15 protein-coding genes are annotated in these 16160 nt (G+C 53.8%); 14 read left to right on the forward strand and 1 reads right to left on the reverse strand.

Features of this window, described 5'->3' with window-relative positions:
- Positions 1 to 28: 28 nt before the first annotated feature.
- From N0M98_RS10140 to N0M98_RS10170, 7 genes are all read left to right on the forward strand, one after another.
- Positions 29 to 697, forward strand: coding sequence for a response regulator transcription factor (locus tag N0M98_RS10140; protein WP_259617771.1), 669 nt, complete (start codon positions 29 to 31; stop codon positions 695 to 697).
- Positions 684 to 2138: a sensor histidine kinase gene (locus tag N0M98_RS10145; RefSeq protein WP_249863514.1), complete on the forward strand. Its 1455-nt coding sequence runs from the start codon at positions 684 to 686 to the stop codon at positions 2136 to 2138. The genes N0M98_RS10140 and N0M98_RS10145 overlap by 14 nt, the downstream gene beginning before the upstream one ends.
- A gap of 150 nt (positions 2139 to 2288) precedes the next feature.
- Entirely contained in the window at positions 2289 to 3161 is an 873-nt protein-coding gene (locus tag N0M98_RS10150; protein ID WP_249863513.1) for a carbohydrate ABC transporter permease, read from the forward strand.
- 19 nt (positions 3162 to 3180) lie between these two features.
- The gene (locus N0M98_RS10155; RefSeq protein ID WP_249863512.1) at positions 3181 to 4047 is read left to right on the forward strand and encodes a carbohydrate ABC transporter permease; all 867 of its coding nucleotides are present in this window, start codon (positions 3181 to 3183) and stop codon (positions 4045 to 4047) included.
- Between the two features lie 34 nt (positions 4048 to 4081).
- On the forward strand, positions 4082 to 5257 hold the full coding sequence (locus N0M98_RS10160) for an efflux RND transporter periplasmic adaptor subunit (protein WP_249863511.1): 1176 nt from the start codon (positions 4082 to 4084) through the stop codon (positions 5255 to 5257).
- A gap of 36 nt (positions 5258 to 5293) precedes the next feature.
- Positions 5294 to 6649, forward strand: a complete 1356-nt coding sequence (locus N0M98_RS10165; protein WP_259617772.1) for an ABC transporter substrate-binding protein — start codon at positions 5294 to 5296, stop codon at positions 6647 to 6649.
- A 28-nt stretch (positions 6650 to 6677) separates the two neighbouring features.
- Positions 6678 to 8843, forward strand: coding sequence for a hypothetical protein (locus N0M98_RS10170; RefSeq protein WP_259617773.1), 2166 nt, complete (start codon positions 6678 to 6680; stop codon positions 8841 to 8843).
- Between the two features lie 127 nt (positions 8844 to 8970).
- On the opposite strand, the gene N0M98_RS10175 is transcribed toward N0M98_RS10170, so the two are convergent.
- Positions 8971 to 9735, reverse strand: a complete 765-nt coding sequence (locus tag N0M98_RS10175; protein WP_259617774.1) for an IclR family transcriptional regulator — start codon at positions 9733 to 9735, stop codon at positions 8971 to 8973.
- 282 nt (positions 9736 to 10017) lie between these two features.
- On the opposite strand from N0M98_RS10175, the gene N0M98_RS10180 reads away from it, so the two are divergent.
- From N0M98_RS10180 to N0M98_RS10210, 7 genes are all read left to right on the forward strand, one after another.
- The gene (locus tag N0M98_RS10180; RefSeq protein ID WP_259617775.1) at positions 10018 to 10986 is read left to right on the forward strand and encodes a tripartite tricarboxylate transporter substrate binding protein; all 969 of its coding nucleotides are present in this window, start codon (positions 10018 to 10020) and stop codon (positions 10984 to 10986) included.
- Positions 10987 to 11016: 30 nt separating this feature from the next.
- Positions 11017 to 11466 carry a tripartite tricarboxylate transporter TctB family protein gene (locus N0M98_RS10185; protein WP_249863506.1) on the forward strand — a complete coding sequence of 150 codons (450 nt, stop codon included), beginning with the start codon at positions 11017 to 11019 and terminating at the stop codon, positions 11464 to 11466.
- Positions 11467 to 11476: 10 nt separating this feature from the next.
- Positions 11477 to 12985: a tripartite tricarboxylate transporter permease gene (locus tag N0M98_RS10190; RefSeq protein WP_249863505.1), complete on the forward strand. Its 1509-nt coding sequence runs from the start codon at positions 11477 to 11479 to the stop codon at positions 12983 to 12985.
- 27 nt (positions 12986 to 13012) lie between these two features.
- Positions 13013 to 13363, forward strand: a complete 351-nt coding sequence (locus N0M98_RS10195; protein WP_249863504.1) for a UxaA family hydrolase — start codon at positions 13013 to 13015, stop codon at positions 13361 to 13363.
- On the forward strand, positions 13320 to 14498 hold the full coding sequence (locus tag N0M98_RS10200) for a UxaA family hydrolase (RefSeq protein ID WP_249863503.1): 1179 nt from the start codon (positions 13320 to 13322) through the stop codon (positions 14496 to 14498). The genes N0M98_RS10195 and N0M98_RS10200 overlap by 44 nt, the downstream gene beginning before the upstream one ends.
- 21 nt (positions 14499 to 14519) lie before the next feature.
- Positions 14520 to 15212: an RraA family protein gene (locus tag N0M98_RS10205; RefSeq protein WP_249866152.1), complete on the forward strand. Its 693-nt coding sequence runs from the start codon at positions 14520 to 14522 to the stop codon at positions 15210 to 15212.
- A gap of 293 nt (positions 15213 to 15505) precedes the next feature.
- Positions 15506 to 16114, forward strand: a complete 609-nt coding sequence (locus N0M98_RS10210; protein ID WP_259617776.1) for a VC0807 family protein — start codon at positions 15506 to 15508, stop codon at positions 16112 to 16114.
- Positions 16115 to 16160 lie beyond the last annotated feature (46 nt).

The raw sequence follows: 16160 nt of genomic DNA on the forward strand, positions 1-16160 counted from the left end.
ATGGATTTTTATAAGGTGGCTGTTTGGTATGGTCAAAATTTTGGTAATTGAAGACGATGCGGATATTCAGGAGCTGCTCCGCGAATTTTTAAGCGCGCAAAACTATGAGGTGGATGCGGCGGACGACGGCGTTAACGGGATCAGGATGTTTAAGGACAACAGCTACGATCTCGTGCTGCTCGATGTGATGATGCCGAATTTGGACGGGTACAACGTCTGCAAAATGATCCGCGGCCAATCCTCGTCCCTGCCGATTGTCATGCTGACGGCGCTCGACGACGAGGCCGCTCAGATCAAAGGCTTCGAGCTCGGAATCGACGATTACATCACAAAGCCGTTTTCCTTCAACATTTTGATCAAACGGGTCGAGGCGGTGCTTCGAAGGGCGAAGGCCGACTCGGACTCAAGCATGGTCAAATTTAAAGAGCTGGCCGTAGATAAGGAGGGCTTTATCGTCACGGTCGGCGGCAATAAAATCGAGCTGACGGTCAAGGAATTCGCGATTCTCGTTTATTTGCTGGACAACCGGGGGCGCGCCGTCTCCCGAGAAGCTTTGCTGGATCATGCGTGGGGGTATGACTATTACGGGGATGCGCGGATCGTCGATACCCATGTCAAAAATTTGCGAAAGAAGCTCGGCGTTCCTTATATTCAAACCGTTAAAGGGATAGGGTACAAGTTCGATGAACAGACTTAGACGGAAAAGCAAAGGGATCACGTTCAAAACGTCTTTGTTCACCAGCGGCTTGCTGATCGGCAGCACCGTCGTCATCTTCATTTTATTTTATTTCCTGCTGCCCGGGTATTATCATCAATACAAAATCAAAACGTTGAATGAAGCGCTGGACGAGCTGATCCGGCTATCGGAGCATGAGACTTTTCACGAAGCGCAGCGGCAGCTGGACTTGTTTACGCAGGAGCATAACGTCTGGATGGGAGTCCAGGATGAGAACGGACGCCTCGTTTATGTGCCGTCCGTATTCGTCCGGCATGATGAGGCGGCATCGGAAGATGCACAAGGCATGCAAAATATGCCTTTAAGAAAAATTCAATTGGATACCCCTATAGAGAATATGTACGCCGTAAGTAAACCAATCTCCTTCCAAGACGCCAGGTACACGTTGATGGTAAACGCCACGCTGCAGCCTATTGACGAAGCTTCCCGGGCGATCCTTCTTTTCGCGCCTGATGTCTTGCTGCTGGTGCTGCTTGTCTCGATTGCGGGAGCGGCCGTTTATTCGAGATGGCTCACAAGGCCGCTGCTGAATATGAACAGGGCGGCGAAGAGCATGGCGAATCTGGATTTTACGGGCGCTCTGCAGATTCATTCCGAGGATGAGATCGGCGAGCTGTCCCGGAGCTTGAACCGGCTGTCCCAGAATTTGCAGGATGCGATGGAGGGGCTGCGGCAGGCCAATGCCCAGCTGAATACCGAAATTCATAAGGTGCGGCAGCTCGAAGAGAAGAGAAAAGAATGGATCGCGACGATTTCCCATGAACTGAAGACGCCGATTACGACGGTGACGGGGCAGCTGGAAGGCATGATTCACCGTATCGGGGCTTTTCAGGACAGGGATAAGTATTTGCACCGCTCGCATGAAGTGATGATGGATATGCAGAAGCTGGTGCAGGAGCTGCTGGACAGCTCGAGAATGGAAAGTTCCGACTTTCGGCCCGAATGGGAGACGGTCGATCTGTCCGATGTCGTCCGGGACAGCTTGCGCCGGCTCGACTATATGGCCGCCGACAAGCGGATTACAATCGTCTCGGAGACGGCCGGTTCGCCGAAGATTCGGGCGGACCGCAATTTGCTGCAGAAGGCGGTCACGAATGTAATTCGGAACGCGATTCAATATTCTCCCGCCGGCGAACAAGTGAAGATTCGGACGGAGAGCGACCCGCGGCACGTCATGCTGCAGGTATGGAATGCAGGGACCGCTATTGCGGAGGATCAGCTGGAGGAAATTTTCCAGCCGTTTCACCGGATCGAGAGATCGAGAAACCGCGGCACCGGAGGAAGCGGGCTCGGCCTGTATATTGTGAAGCAAATACTGGAGGCGCACCGGGCGTCCTATGCCGTAACGAATGCGGACGGCGGCATTTTATTTACGATCCGGTTTCCGAGAGAAGACCTGTGAGAGGGTCTTCTCTTTTTTTGCGTTTGACGGAAACGGCCGCTCTCCGCAAAATCCACAAGCCAGCTCCACAGAAACTCCACATACGGCCTTTATGATGAAAGAGCGGCGGGAAACTGCGGCGCTTAGATTACAAGAACGGGGGTGAGAGCCATGAGATTTCGGCGATGGATGCGCAGGGACTCGGCTTCCGCATGGCTGTTCCTGCTGCCGAGCCTGATCGGATTTTCACTGTTTTATTTGATCCCGTTCGGTATGGGAGCAGCTTATTCGTTTCAGAGCTCTTCCGTAGACGGCAGCTTTGCCGGATTCGCCAATTATCAGGAGCTGCTGGCCAGTTCATCGTTTCGCAAAGCTGCGGGCAATACGTTCCGGTTTACCGTCATCAGCGTTCCGCTTATGATCGCGGCTTCGCTCTTCATCGCCATGCTGCTGAACCGGAGCGCTTATTTGCGTAATTGGCTGCGTACGGCCTTCGTCATGCCGCTGGTCGTTCCGGTCGCCTCGATCATTTTGATCTGGCAAATCTTGTTCGACTGGAACGGAACCCTCAACGCGATGCTGCACGCTTTCGGCTGGAGCCGGGTCGATTGGATGAAGACCGATTGGGCCAGAGTCGTCGTCATTTTCGTCTATGTTTGGAAAAACATCGGCTACAACATCGTCTTGTTTTTGGCCGGACTGCAAAACATTCCGCGCGATTACTACGAAACCGCCGATGTCGAAGGGGCCGGAGCGGTGCGCAAGTTTACCGGCATCACGCTCGTCTACTTACTCCCGACGACCTTCTTCGTCGTGCTGATGTCGATCGTCAATTCGTTCAAAGTGTTCCGGGAAACGTACTTGATCGCCGGCGACTATCCGCACGACAGCATTTATATGCTGCAGCATTATATGAACAACATGTTTATGTCGCTCGATATTCAGAAGCTGACTGCCGCCGCGACGCTGATGGCCGTCTGCATACTGGCGCTGGTCATCGCGCTGTTTGCCGTAGAGAAGCGGTTTCGCAGCTTTATGGAATAAGGATAAGGAAGGTGTCGTCATGATCCAAACCGACACGGCCAGGAAGGCGCTTGCGACGTTCTTCCTTGCCGGTATAGCTCTGCTGCTGCTCGCTCCGATTATACTGACGGTGACGAATTCGCTGATGACCGAGCAGGAAATTTCCACGAACTACGGCGCGATCGGTCAGATCGGTTCCGATTCCGGCTTGTTCGTCAACTTGAAATTGCTTCCCGATTGGGTGTCCTGGGAGCAATATGCCAAGGTGCTGGTTGACACGCCGCAGTTTCTGCTCATGTTCTGGAACTCCGTGCTGCTGGTCGTTCCGATCATTGCCGGGCAGGTCGCAGTCGCTTCGCTGGCCGCGTATGCTTTTGCGAAGCTGAAATTCCGGGGGCGGGACAAGCTGTTTCTTGTCTATCTTATGACGATGCTGATGCCGTTTCAGGTTACGCTCGTGCCCAATTATATTATTGCCGATCGCTTGGGGCTTATGAACAGCCAGGCCGCGATTATACTGCCGGGAATTTTTGCGGCGTTCGGCGTGTTTTTGCTCAGACAATTTATGCTGCATATTCCTTATACGTATATGGAAGCGGCGAAGATCGACGGAGCGGGTCAACTGCGAATATTTTTTACCATCGTGATGCCGCTCGTCAAGCCCGCGCTTGCGGCGCTGGTCGTTTTATTGTTCGCGGACAATTGGAATATGGTCGAACAGCCGCTCATTTTTTTACAGGACGCGTTTAAACAGCCGTTATCCGTCTATTTATCCCGGATTAACGGGGAAGCGCTGGGCGTGGCGTTTGCGGCTTCCGTCCTTTATATGACGCCGATGGTGCTGCTGTTTTTATATGCCGAGCCCCATTTCATAGAAGGGGTTCAATTGTCCGGGGTCAAAGGGTAGCTTGCGCCGAAAGAACCGTTAGGAGGAACGAAACGTGCAGATAGCAATGAATGAACAGACGGCCGCTAAACGAAAGAAGACGATAGCCGCCATATTCGGCTGTTTTCTAACCTTGCTGCTGCTGCTTACTTTATTCAGCAATACCCTGCTCGCGATGAAATTGCCGAAAGTAAATACAGAACAGCCCCGAAAGGCGAAGCTTCAACACACGATGGAAGGCAGCGGAACGATCGAACCGCAAGAAGCGGCAGAGCTGACGAACGCGGCCGGTCTGAAGGTGAGCAAGACGCTTGTCAAGGAGGGGGACTTCGTCCAAAAAGGCCAAGTGCTTATCGCCTTCGATAATAAAGAAGCGGAGCGGCAGCTTCAGGACGAACAGGCGAGGCTTAGGCAGCAGCAATTGGCGCTTGAAAAAACGCAGGACGATTATATTGCCGCACGGCAGAACGGAGATGAACTCGCTGCACGGGCGGCAAACCGCAGCTTGGAGAGCCAGACTATCGATATCGGCATCCAGGAAAGAAAAATCGCAAGCATGCAGGAGAAGTCGAACGAGCAGAGAGAACTGAAAGCGCCGTTCGACGGGACGGTGACTAAACTGCTCGAAGACGAGACGCTTCCTCCGTCGCCGGGGCAGCCGCTCATCCGGATTTCCCGGACGGATAAGGGATACAAACTGGAGATCGAGCTTCCGGCAAGTTCGGCCAATCTCTTGAAGACGGGAGATAAAGTGCCGGTCCGGATCGATTCGGAGGGAAGCGCGAACCGGCAGGTGGAAGGGCTAATTACGGAGATCGAAAAGGTTGAATCAAGCGGAACGTCAAAGGGCGCCGCATTATCTGCGCGGGACAAGAAAGAAGCGGATACTCAAGCCGCAGGCCCGCAGAAGCGGATCGTCATTTCAGTACAAGGCGAAGGCATTCAGGGAGGAGAAAGCGCAAGCTGCGTCATCGTTAAGCTGGCTGCCAAAGAGAGCCTGCTGATCCCGAATGGCGCGATCAAAGAGGATGGAGACGGCAGCTATGTATATACCATTCGCGAGAACAAGGGGCCTCTTGGAAACGAATTTACTGTGGAAAAGTCCTATCTGACCAAAGGCGATGCGAACGACAAGGAAACGGCCGTCGCCAAAGGTCTTTCGCCGGAGGATAAAATCGTTATTGAAAGCAGCGAGCCGCTGCAGGAGGGCAATCGCGTTCGGCTGCAATAAAACCGTCAAGGATCGATACGAAGGGAGCAATGATCAATGAAACGAATCAGTCTTGCCGTCATCAGCGGCATGTTGGCCGTAACCGTTACGGCATGCACCGGAGGAAGCGAGTCAAACAAAGGGGGGGCGGCTGTCGCGGCGGACGGCAAAAAGATCGTGACCGTCTCCGTGCTGCAAGCCGACAAATTTCTGAAGCTCGCGGAGCAACAATATGAGCGGTCTCATCCGGACATCGACATTCAAATCAAGGAATATCAAGCTGCGCCCGATGGCGGGAATACATCGATGAAGCTTGGAATGGACTCGGCTTCGTTCGAGAAGTATGTCAACTCGGTTAACACGGAAGTGCTGTCCGGCAAAGGAGCCGATCTGATTTCGCTGCAAAATTTGCCCGTATCCAAATATGCGGGGAAGAAGCTGCTCGCCGATTTGAACGAGATGATGGCAAACGACAAGGCGTTCGACATCAATCAATATTACGGCAACATTCTGAATTCAACGAAGCAGGGCGGCGGCTTGTACGCCATGCCGCTCAGCTTTTCCTTAAATACGCTGCTTGGCGACGCCGCTGCGATTCGAGCCGCAGGGGTCCCGATCGATGACCGGCAGTGGACCTGGGACAAGTTTGCGGAGATAGCCAAGCAATTGACCCGAGATTCCGATGGGGACGGAACCCCGGATAAATACGTTATGACGAATAACCCGCCTGAATCGCTGCTCGTCAATGTGCTTGGAGATCATTACGGCAAGTATGTCGATCCGGCCAAAGGGGAAGCCCGCTTTGATTCGAAAGAGTTCATGGATCTGATGAAGCAGATCAAGCAGATGTATGACGACGGGCTGTTGTCGGATGAAGCGACGAGCTGGGGAAACCAGTTCTTCAGTCCGTGGTCGGTCAATTCGCTGGAAAATTTCGTGCTGTATCCCAAGTCCGTGTATGACGACGGTAAAGTATACCGGAAGCCGGGAACGGATCAAGGCATTACTTTCCTATCCAGAATGATGTTTGGGATTAACGCCAAATCGGGCGTCAAGCCGGAAGCCTGGGATTTCCTGAAGTTTCTGTTATCCGAAGACATGCAGTCATCGCCGGATTTGAACGGTTTTCCGCTTCATCGCGCCGTAGCCGAGAAGCAGCTGGGCGAGCTGCAGGAGAAGCTGAAGCAGGGCTCGATCAAGCTGCTCAATGGAGCGGTTCCCAAACCTTTGACGGATGAAGAATTGCAGTCGGTCCGCGAAATGATCGCTGAAGCCAACAGCTTCACCCAATCGGACGCGAAGATCAATTCGATTGTCGGGGAAGAGTCCAAGTCTTACTTTGCCGGGCAAAAATCGGCGGAGGAGACGGCCAAGTTAATCCAGAACCGGGTGACGACCTACTTAAACGAATAATACAACAAGAACCAACGCGGAGGTATGTATGAAACGACAAAGCAACTCGCGCACGCGAATAAGAAGCTGCGCCCTTCTATTAACCGCTGTCCTTAGTTTCGCAGCCGCTATCCCGGCTTATGCGGAAGGGGATAATCCGGGAGCCGCAGCGGCGGCCCCGCTCTCCTCGGGAACAGCTCCGTCTATCGGAAACGTCCAGTTAAACGATTCCGCTTCTGTGGAATTGATCGATGTCATGATGCAGCCGGATGCAACGAATCCTGCGATCAGCTTCACCGTTCATGTCGATAACGGAGGAACCTCCGACCTGCTGTTCATGGATTACTGGGTGCGCTTAAGAACCAAAGACGGCGGCGAGATCCAGGTGCATACGCTGCCGCAGGATAGGAACAAAAACCGGATTGCCGCCAAATCGCAGCAGGATATCCACTTCTACGCCGTGCCGGAGCAGGCGGTTGATCTGCATGATCTCACGTTCGAATTCATCCAATGGGATTTCAGTGAGCCCGGGTTCGAGCGTGTGCTCGCCCGGCTATCGGTTCCCGGGTCCTATCCGACCGTTATCCCGGAGGGCGGGGAGGAAACCGTCCAAGTCGACGGAATTTCTATGAAGCTGTCGGTTAAGAAGCTGCATATGGCCAGGAATGCGAAGAACAGCTCGCCCGCCATAGTACTTCGTCTGGAGAATGCCGGAAATGGGAACCTGAAGGTACCCGCATACGAATACAAATTCCGGACGCGCGACGGCCTTATGTATCCGCTGCAAGCCAAACAGGCGCAAGGCTTGAGCATCGCTCCGCAAGAGGCGAAGGAGCTGGAGCTTACGGGCAGTATTCCCGCTTCTGTTAATGCGGATGACGGAGAGCTGCTGATCGGCCTGGCCATTCCCGAACCGGGCATCATCATGCCTATCGGCGATTTGAAGCTGCCGGCAGCCGCGCCACCGTCCGGAGAGCTTGGGGAATCATTTGCGTTTCATAATGAGGCCGGCTCTTACACTGTGCAGCTGGCCGGTGTTTCCCGCGTTCCTTGGGACGGCCAGGATATTGTAAACGCCGCCGTCAAGCTAACGAATCAAGGAGGGGATACGCTGCCGGTTCCCGATATGACCGCGTACTTCCTGTTTGACGATTCGGTCAAAGTAGACGCCAAGCTGGTTAACGGCAGTCAAGCGATCGGCATTGGCGCCGACTCGGCCATCGAATTTCAGGCGATCGGTAAAATTCCTTATACGTACCGTTATTCACAGGCCAAGCTAGTGCTGCAGGAGAAAGCTAGCGATACTCCATCGGCCGATACGCTGGAGATCGCGGTTCCAATCGGCATCCAGTCCGTTCCGCTCGCAGCGGCAGGCTCCTCTTATACGCGTGAAGCCGAGGGGCGGAGGGCCCGATATTCGATAGCGGCCGTCAATACTTATTCCGGACCTTCGGGCCGGCTCATATCCGCAGAGCTGGAAGTAAGCAACCTGGAGAAGCGGGCTGCCGACATGGCTCCGCTGGCCGCGCGCTTCCTTGCCAAAGACGGCGCGGTATTTCTGGCGCAAGTATCAGAAGTGCGCCAACCGATCGGACCGGACGGAAAAGCGTTGTTCCATGTGTGGGCCGAGCTGCCTGAAGGCTGCAGCGCGGACGATATGCAGATCATCGTCGGAGACGCTGTCGCCATGGCCGCCGATAGCGATAGCGAGGGAGAGAGCAAACCGGACGCATACGCGAGCCCGGTTGCCTTCGAGATGCCGTCCGAGAAGAGCGATGTACAACCTTCGTTGAAACAAATCGAGCTGTTTCCTTACATGATTTCTTTGAGCCGGATCAACACCTCGATCCATACCGGCAAGCTGTATTTGAAGTTCGATTACGAAATTACGAGGACCGGGCACATCGAGACGGACATGGCGGGACATCGACTGGTCCTTGTCTTCGAGGATCATTCGGGGAATCAATCGTTTGAGAGGTCGTACGATCTGAAGGATTGGGAAGCGGAGGATGACGGCAAGGCGTCCGAGTCGGGGAACGACAATGCGCTAAGGCCGGGCAAGAAACAGCAGTTTACGATTGAGGTAAGCGATGAGGATCTGATCTACAAAACGGAGTTTTTAAAACAATACAGCCTGAGCGTCTACGATGAATTTCAAGGACATCGCAAGCTGCTCGGCAAGCAGAATGCGGATTGGTTCGCCGTATCGGAATGATCCGCAGCACGGCCTAAGCTTCGAAATGCGGAAGCTTAGGCTATTTGCAGATAAAGGATGTTTTTGTACAGCGCAGAGGTGAATGCGAGCGGGGCAGCCGTGCGAAGGACGCCGGCAGCGTTTGTCGTTACCGGTCGCCGAACAGCGCGGAAATTTGCCGGCCCGCTTCCTTTATGAGAGCCACATAGGCATCGTCGTGGGCCGAATCGGCGCGAAGGAAGGGGATGCTGATGCTGATGCTCGCAATCATTGCGCCGTTGGCATCATAAATTGGAGCCGCATAGCACTTGGCGCCGACATAGGACTCGCTGTCGTCGAGACTGTAGCCGTTCCGGCGGATGAGCTCCAGGCGTTCCGCGAGCATCTCGATGGAATCGATCGTATGTTCCGTCAATTTCTCGAAATGATAGCTTGCGAACATATCCCGAATCGCTTTATCGGAATACTGGGAGAGCAGCATTTTTCCAACGCCGGTTACATACGCTTTCTGGGTTTGTCCGATTTCGACATGGTAGCGCACGGGATGAGTCGTTTGCTCGCAGGCAATATAGACGATATCCAAGCCGTCGAGCACGGCAAGATGAATGTTTTCGTTCACTTGCCGGGCCAGCGATTTCATAATCGGCTTAGCATGCAGAAGAAGAGGATCGTTGGAATATCGCGCCGCAAATTCGTAAAACTTGGTTCCGAGGGTAATTTTGCGTTCTTCGTTGATTTTGGCGTATTTGCGGTGCACCATCGTTTGAATCAGCGCGTGAATGCTGCTGGCCGCGATGCCGAGGCGCTTGCCCAGCTCGTGGGTCGTAATGCCGTGCGGATGATGGATAAGCTCCTCCAAAATATCGAATACGCGGTCGGCCGACTTCACCGGCGAGAAATCGCTTTTGCTCATAAAGACAGTCCTTCCCGAAAAAATATATTGACATCATTATAGCATGAAGCCATAATAATATCATCTTCATATACATATATGTAAAATATAATTTCACATATGTGAAATTGATGAGAGGGGTTCGCTCTTTTATGAAAAAACGATAAGACGGTTCATTGCTGACGATTACTTAACAAGTCGCTCGACAGCTTCCGGCTCCGCAAGATTGGAAACGCTGTCAATCCATCTTCGAGGAGACTCCGAATAGCAGCTTTTCTTAATTATCGTAGGAGGTTATTTCATATGAAGAAAATAATGTCTTGGCTTCTGATTGCCGTTCTGCTCGTCTTCCCGGTGTTGTCCGCATGCTCGAACAAAAGCGGAGCCGCCAATTTCCCTTCCAAGCCCATTGAACTGATCGTTCCGTTCGCCGCCGGCGGAGGTACGGACACGATCGGCCGCGCGTTGGCCGAAGCGATGAAGGCGAGCCTTGGACAAGAGGTAGTAGTAGCCAATAAAACCGGCGGTTCCGGTTCTGTAGGGATGAACGAGGGGCTCCATGCGCAGCCCGACGGGTACACGCTCACTATGGTCACGCGGGAAGTAGCCTCGCTTCCTATGATGGGGCTCGCTCCTTTCAAGACGGATGACTTTACTTACATCGGCAACGTCAATACGGATCACATTGTGCTGGTCGTGTCCGCCAAATCGAAATACCGGACCTTTGAAGATCTGATGGCTGCGTTAAAGGCGAATCCCGGCAAGCTGAACTTTGCCGCTTCGGCGGTGCCCAATTACTATGCCATTCCTTTCGCGCAGGCAGCCAAAGCGGATTTCGTAACGGTACCGTTCCAGGGAGCGGCCCCGGCCATTGTGGAAATTTTGGGCGGACGGGCGGACTTCGGCCTATACGGCCCGGGTGAAGTAAAAACGCATATCGACAGCGGTAATTTACGCCCGCTCGCCATCATGTCCGACCAGCGGCTCGAAGGATTAAAGGACGTTCCGACCATGAAAGAAAAGGGAGTCGACGTGATCGCCATGACGTATCGCGGGTTGGCCGTTCCGAAGAAAACGCCCGATGAGATCGTGAAAAAATTGGAGGCGGCGGTAGCCAAAGCGGTGAAAGATCCCAAATTCATCGATTTTATGAACCAATCGTTTGCCGAAATCGATTATAAAAATGCAGCCGACTTCAAAGCCTATATTGATAATGATACGAAAGCGTTAGTGCCGATCGTTGAAGCGGCTAAAAAACAGCAGAAACCGTAACTATTATTTTATATCAAAGGATGTGTTCCAATGAACAATGCCGGCGTTTGGGCCGGGCTCCTTCTGCTCGGCTTCGGCGGAATTTTGTTCTGGCAATCGCTGACGCTAGAATACAGCACTGCCCTGGGGCCTGGTCCCGGATTTTTGCCATTATGGTTAAGCGGTTCTCTGATGCTGGTTTCGCTGCTGTATATCGGAGAGTCCTTGAAGAAGGAAGCGATCCGGCTGCATGCTCTTTTGCCCAGGGGCCGGGCGCTCGGGAACATAGGCTGCGCCATCGGAGCGCTGATCGTATTCATGCTGATCGTATCGTTTACCGGATTCGTCATTGCGGCAACGGCGCTGCTGTTCATCGTTCTGGCAAGAGAATTCAGATGGCACTGGGCGCTTTGTATTTCGGGCGGAATTTCCGTCGCCGTATTTGTCATTTTCCAGACTTTGCTCGATGTGCCGCTGCCTGTAAACGATTTCGGATGGTAAGGAGGGATGAATGTTGGATAGTTTTATGCAAGTAGCGGAAGGATTTGCGGCGGCGTTTTCCTGGTGGAACCTTCTGTACTGCCTTATCGGAGTCACCATCGGGATGCTGGTAGGCGTTCTTCCCGGGTTAGGGCCGACGACGGGCACGGCGTTATTGCTGCCCATTACGTTCTCGATGGAGCCCGTATCCGCCATCATTATGCTGTCGGGCATTTACTACGGCTCCATGTACGGCGGAACGATTACATCCGTGCTGATTAACACGCCGGGAGAAGCGGCTTCGGTCATCACCTGTTTGGACGGTCACCCGATGGCCAGGCAGGGGCGCGCCGGAACGGCGCTGGGCGTAGCCGGGATCGGCTCTTTCATCGGCGGTACCGTTTCGATCGTTGCTTTGGCGGTGATCGGCCCGCCGCTGGCCAAGCTGGCTTTGCAGTTCGGTCCTCAGGAGTTTTTTGCGCTGATGGTGTTCGGGCTCGTTATGGTTATCGGGTTGATGGGCAAATCGGTCGTTCGCGGGCTCGTATCCGCTATTTTAGGGCTGGCGCTGTCGCTCATCGGGATGGACCCCGTCTCCGGGGCGATGAGGTTTACGTTCGGGGAAGCGCATTTGATGAGCGGGCTCGATTTTGTAACGATCGCTATGGGGCTGTTCGGGATTTCCGAAGTTCTGATCGGCATGGAACAAAGCATGAATGGCGAGAAGCTGCCTAAAGTCAAAGGACTGCTGCCCAAACGCGAGGAATGGCGCCCTACGCTGATGGCTATCGCGAGAGGCACAGGGCTCGGAATGATTACCGGGCTGATCCCGGGTTCCAATTCCGTCATCCCGGCCATCCTGTCCTATTCATTGGAGAAAAAGGTGGCCAAGGACCCGTCGCGGTTCGGCAAAGGCGCGATCGAGGGCGTGGCGGGCCCCGAGACGGCGAACAACGCCTACTGCGGCTCGGCGCTCATTCCCTTGTTTACGCTAGGCATTCCGAGTTCTCCGACGATCGCGATTATTTTGGGTGCGTTCATTATGCACGGCCTGACGCCGGGGCCGACATTGTTCGAGAGCAATCCCATATTCGTATGGGCCGTCATTGCCAGTATGTTCATCGGCAACGGCATGCTGCTGATCATGAACCTTCCTATGGCCGGCGTCTGGGCGAAAATCGCAATGATTCCTCCGAAAATATTGTTCCCGCTCATCATGATCATTTCTGTCATAGGGGCATATACGGTCAACAACAGCCTTTGGGACGTGGCGGTTATGGTCGTATTCGGCGTGGTCGGCTACGCGATGAAGAAGCTCGACATTCCGATGGCTCCGATTGTGCTGACATTTGTTTTGGGCAAGCTGCTGGAAAATTCATTGCTGCAATCGCTGATTTATTTTAAGGGAGATTTCTGGGGGTTCTTTCAGCGGCCTATTTCGGGAACGCTGCTCGTTATCGCCATTCTCATGTTCGTCTTCAGCATTTATACGACGATTAAGAAAAAACGCGACATGTTTGCCGGAGATGTGGAGATGTGATTGCAACGCAACATAAGGAGGGTTGACATGCAAGAGCGCACGCAAGCCAGAAGACTGCTCGTTTTGTCCGCCAAAGATAATACGGCGACCGCGCTCGCCGTGCTGCGCCAAGGCTCGGAGGTGACACCGGACGAAACCGGAGGCGGTCCGTCCGTTATATTGCAGGACACGATTCCGTTCGGACATAAGTTCGCTCTCACTTTGATTCCTGCCGGACAATTCGTGCTCAAATTCGGCGTTCCGATAGGAATCGCAATGTCCGATATTCCGGCAGGAGCACACATTCATTTGCATAATTTGCGCAGCATGCAGCAGGAAGGAGGTGACAATGAACATGATGGGGTTCAAAAGAGCGGATGGAAGAATCGGCATACGTAATCATGTCGCGGTTATTTATACCGTAGAATGCGCGCATCATGTAGCCGATACGATTTCGCGAGGCGTACCGGGTACCGAGGTGTTCGGCTTTGCCGGGTGCTATCAGGATACTTACGCATTTCGGATGCTCGTGGAGCTTGGGCGTCATCCGAACGTCGCGGGCGTACTCATCGTTCGTCTCGGATGCGAAAGCACCGATGTGAATGCGCTTGCAGCTCAAATCGCCGTCAGCGGCAAGCCGGTGGAACTGATTGCAATTCAGGAGGCCGGCGGTTCGCTCGCCTCCATCGAGCTGGGCAAGACGATAGCGGCCCGCATGATTCGCGATGCCGAGCGGCATCGGCGGGTACCGATCGGGCTAGGTGATCTCATTATCGGAGTGGAGTGCGGAGGCTCCGATGCGACTTCCGGCTTGTCGGCCAATCCCGCTGCCGGCTGGGCTGTCGACCGGCTGATCGAGCAGGGGGCGACCGTCATTTTCAGCGAGCTGCCCGAACTGCTCGGCTGCAACGACTACTTGCTCTCGCGGGCAGCGGGTGAGGCGGTCAAAGCCCGGCTCACGGACGGATTGAAACGGGCGCGGGCGCTCGGCAATGCGCTGCGCACGTTTGCGGTTTCGGCCGGCAACGAAGAAGGCGGCTTGACGACGATTGAGGAAAAGTCGCTCGGCGCTCTATGCAAGGCGGGCACGAAGCCGATCAGCGGCATATTGAAGCCCGCGCAAAGACCGGAGCTGCCCGGCCTGTATATTCTGGACAAAGTCGGCTTGCTCGATTCGAGCTCATTGACATTGTACGAGGAAAACGACAGCGACGGATTGGTCACGCTGCTTGCTTCGGGAGCGCAGCTGCTTCTCTTCACGACCGGCCGCGGCAGCGTCGTAGGTTCCGTCGTCGCTCCGGTCGTCAAAATATGCGGTAATCCGCAGACAGCCGTCAAAATGGCCGATAACATCGATATCAACGCCGGCGGGATCATCGAAGGAACGGATACGATCGAAGACGTAGGCGCGGAGCTGCTGAAGCTCATTCAGCGCGTCGCAGCCGGAGAGCGGACGAAAGCGGAGCGTCTCGGACACAAGGAATATGCGATTCCTTACAAGCCGGGAAGAGCCTGCGACATGTACACATCATAACGAGGAAAGCGAGTGGATAGAATGCAGAAGGAACAAGAGCAAAACGGATTATACGGGGATATCGCCATAGAGGAAATCATCGAACGGTTTTCACGCATATATACCGGAGCCATTTCCGACGCGCTGGATCAGTTAGGGTATAAACATCAAGTGCTGCCGAAAGAACTTAAAGGCTTGACGGCCGATGCCAAATTATGCGGAACGGCGCTTACGGTGCGAGGAGAGGCTACGCATTCGGAGGACGCGGACGTCGTCTTCGTGCCGATGCTCAAAATGCTGGGCGACGTGCAGAAATTCAACGTGGTCGTAAGTCAGCCTAACGACAGCGCCTGCTCCCATCTCGGCGAGCTCTCCTCCACGACCATCAAGGCTCGGGGCGGCGTCGGCGCCGTTATTTACGGCGGAGTGAGGGATGTGGATTACATCGAGAAGCTCGGGCTGCCCGTATTTCATCTCTATACGACGCCGGCGGATATCGTCGGGCGCTGGTGCTTGAAGGAGTACAACGTGCCGATTCGGATTCAAAATGTCGACGTGCATCCGATGGACATTATTGCGGCCGACAAAGACGGCGTCGTCGTCATCCCCAAGCAGATCGCCCTGCAGGCGCTGGAACGCGCGGAAGCGCTCGTCGCAACGGAAAATCACGTAAGAAACGACGTTATGAACGGAATGCACCCGCTGGAATCTTATTATAAGCACGGCTGGTTTTAGACAAGCGGCATCGGGCGCTTAGCTTGGCGCTAACCAGAGAAAACAGGAAGTTCATCGCCGCTCCGCTTCATTAGAGCAGGCTCTTTCGCTTCCGAGACGAAGCGAAGGGGCTTTTTTTTCTCATATGGGCAGGTCGAGCGGCTTTTTTGAAGCTGTAGAGAGCTTGAACATGTCATGCCGAAAAAAATTAGCGCTTCGAAATGTCAGCCCATTGACATACCTACCGACGGTATGTATACTAAAGATACCTACCGACGGTTTGTTGATAAAGAAGAATGAAGGGAAGAATCATTATGAATAAAACTAAAAAAGAAATTATCATTACATTGCTTCTGAACATCGCACTGCCTTATGCTATTTATCAACTGCTGATTTCCCATACGAGCAGCTTGACGGCGCTCTCCGCCGCGGCTCTCGTCCCGCTGTGCGACACGCTGTACAGCCTGATCAAGACGCGCAAAGCGGATGTGTTTTCCGGATTTATTTTCCTAGGCCTGATCCTCGGCGTCATTGCCGTTCTTCTGGGCGGCGACGAGCGGTTTATTTTGCTCAGAGAGTCCTATGTAACCGGGATTATGGGTTTGCTGTTTCTGGTGTCGCTGTTTTGGGCCCGCCCGCTCATTTATTATTTTGCCGAAAGATTCACGGGACATGATCCGCAAATGAATGAGAAATGGGAGAGATTGCCGAATTACCGCCGGACATTCCGCCTGATGACGTCCGTATGGGGAGTCAGCCTGCTGCTGGAGGCTTGCGTCAAGGTTGCGCTGGTATACTCGCTGTCCATCCCGACGTTCCTCGCTATTTCGCCGTTTGCGACTTACGGGATTATCGCCTTGACGATCTGGTGGAATATCAGCTATGTTAGACGGGTCAAAAGGGAAGCGGCCGCAAGGTTCTAAAGCATTCGGACCGAGGGTTGGCGATTGTTTTGAAAGTATGCAAAAA

It is taken from the genome of Paenibacillus doosanensis (assembly GCF_025060755.1).
GTDB classification, from domain to species: Bacteria; Bacillota; Bacilli; order Paenibacillales; family NBRC-103111; genus Paenibacillus_S; species Paenibacillus_S doosanensis.

Bases quoted from the DNA above. Each gene is read 5' to 3' on its own strand.
- N0M98_RS10170 (WP_259617773.1), top strand. From the start codon at position 6,678: ATGAAACGACAAAGCAACTCGCGCACGCGAATAAGAAGCTGCGCCCTT.
- N0M98_RS10200 (WP_249863503.1), top strand. From the start codon at position 13,320: ATGATGGGGTTCAAAAGAGCGGATGGAAGAATCGGCATACGTAATCAT.
- N0M98_RS10210 (WP_259617776.1), top strand. From the start codon at position 15,506: ATGAATAAAACTAAAAAAGAAATTATCATTACATTGCTTCTGAACATC.
- N0M98_RS10190 (WP_249863505.1), top strand. From the start codon at position 11,477: ATGTTGGATAGTTTTATGCAAGTAGCGGAAGGATTTGCGGCGGCGTTT.
- N0M98_RS10185 (WP_249863506.1), top strand. From the start codon at position 11,017: ATGAACAATGCCGGCGTTTGGGCCGGGCTCCTTCTGCTCGGCTTCGGC.
- N0M98_RS10195 (WP_249863504.1), top strand. From the start codon at position 13,013: ATGCAAGAGCGCACGCAAGCCAGAAGACTGCTCGTTTTGTCCGCCAAA.
- N0M98_RS10150 (WP_249863513.1), top strand. From the start codon at position 2,289: ATGAGATTTCGGCGATGGATGCGCAGGGACTCGGCTTCCGCATGGCTG.
- N0M98_RS10140 (WP_259617771.1), top strand. From the start codon at position 29: ATGGTCAAAATTTTGGTAATTGAAGACGATGCGGATATTCAGGAGCTG.
- N0M98_RS10180 (WP_259617775.1), top strand. From the start codon at position 10,018: ATGAAGAAAATAATGTCTTGGCTTCTGATTGCCGTTCTGCTCGTCTTC.
- N0M98_RS10145 (WP_249863514.1), top strand. From the start codon at position 684: ATGAACAGACTTAGACGGAAAAGCAAAGGGATCACGTTCAAAACGTCT.
- N0M98_RS10205 (WP_249866152.1), top strand. From the start codon at position 14,520: ATGCAGAAGGAACAAGAGCAAAACGGATTATACGGGGATATCGCCATA.
- N0M98_RS10155 (WP_249863512.1), top strand. From the start codon at position 3,181: ATGATCCAAACCGACACGGCCAGGAAGGCGCTTGCGACGTTCTTCCTT.
- N0M98_RS10175 (WP_259617774.1), bottom strand. From the start codon at position 9,735: ATGAGCAAAAGCGATTTCTCGCCGGTGAAGTCGGCCGACCGCGTATTC.
- N0M98_RS10165 (WP_259617772.1), top strand. From the start codon at position 5,294: ATGAAACGAATCAGTCTTGCCGTCATCAGCGGCATGTTGGCCGTAACC.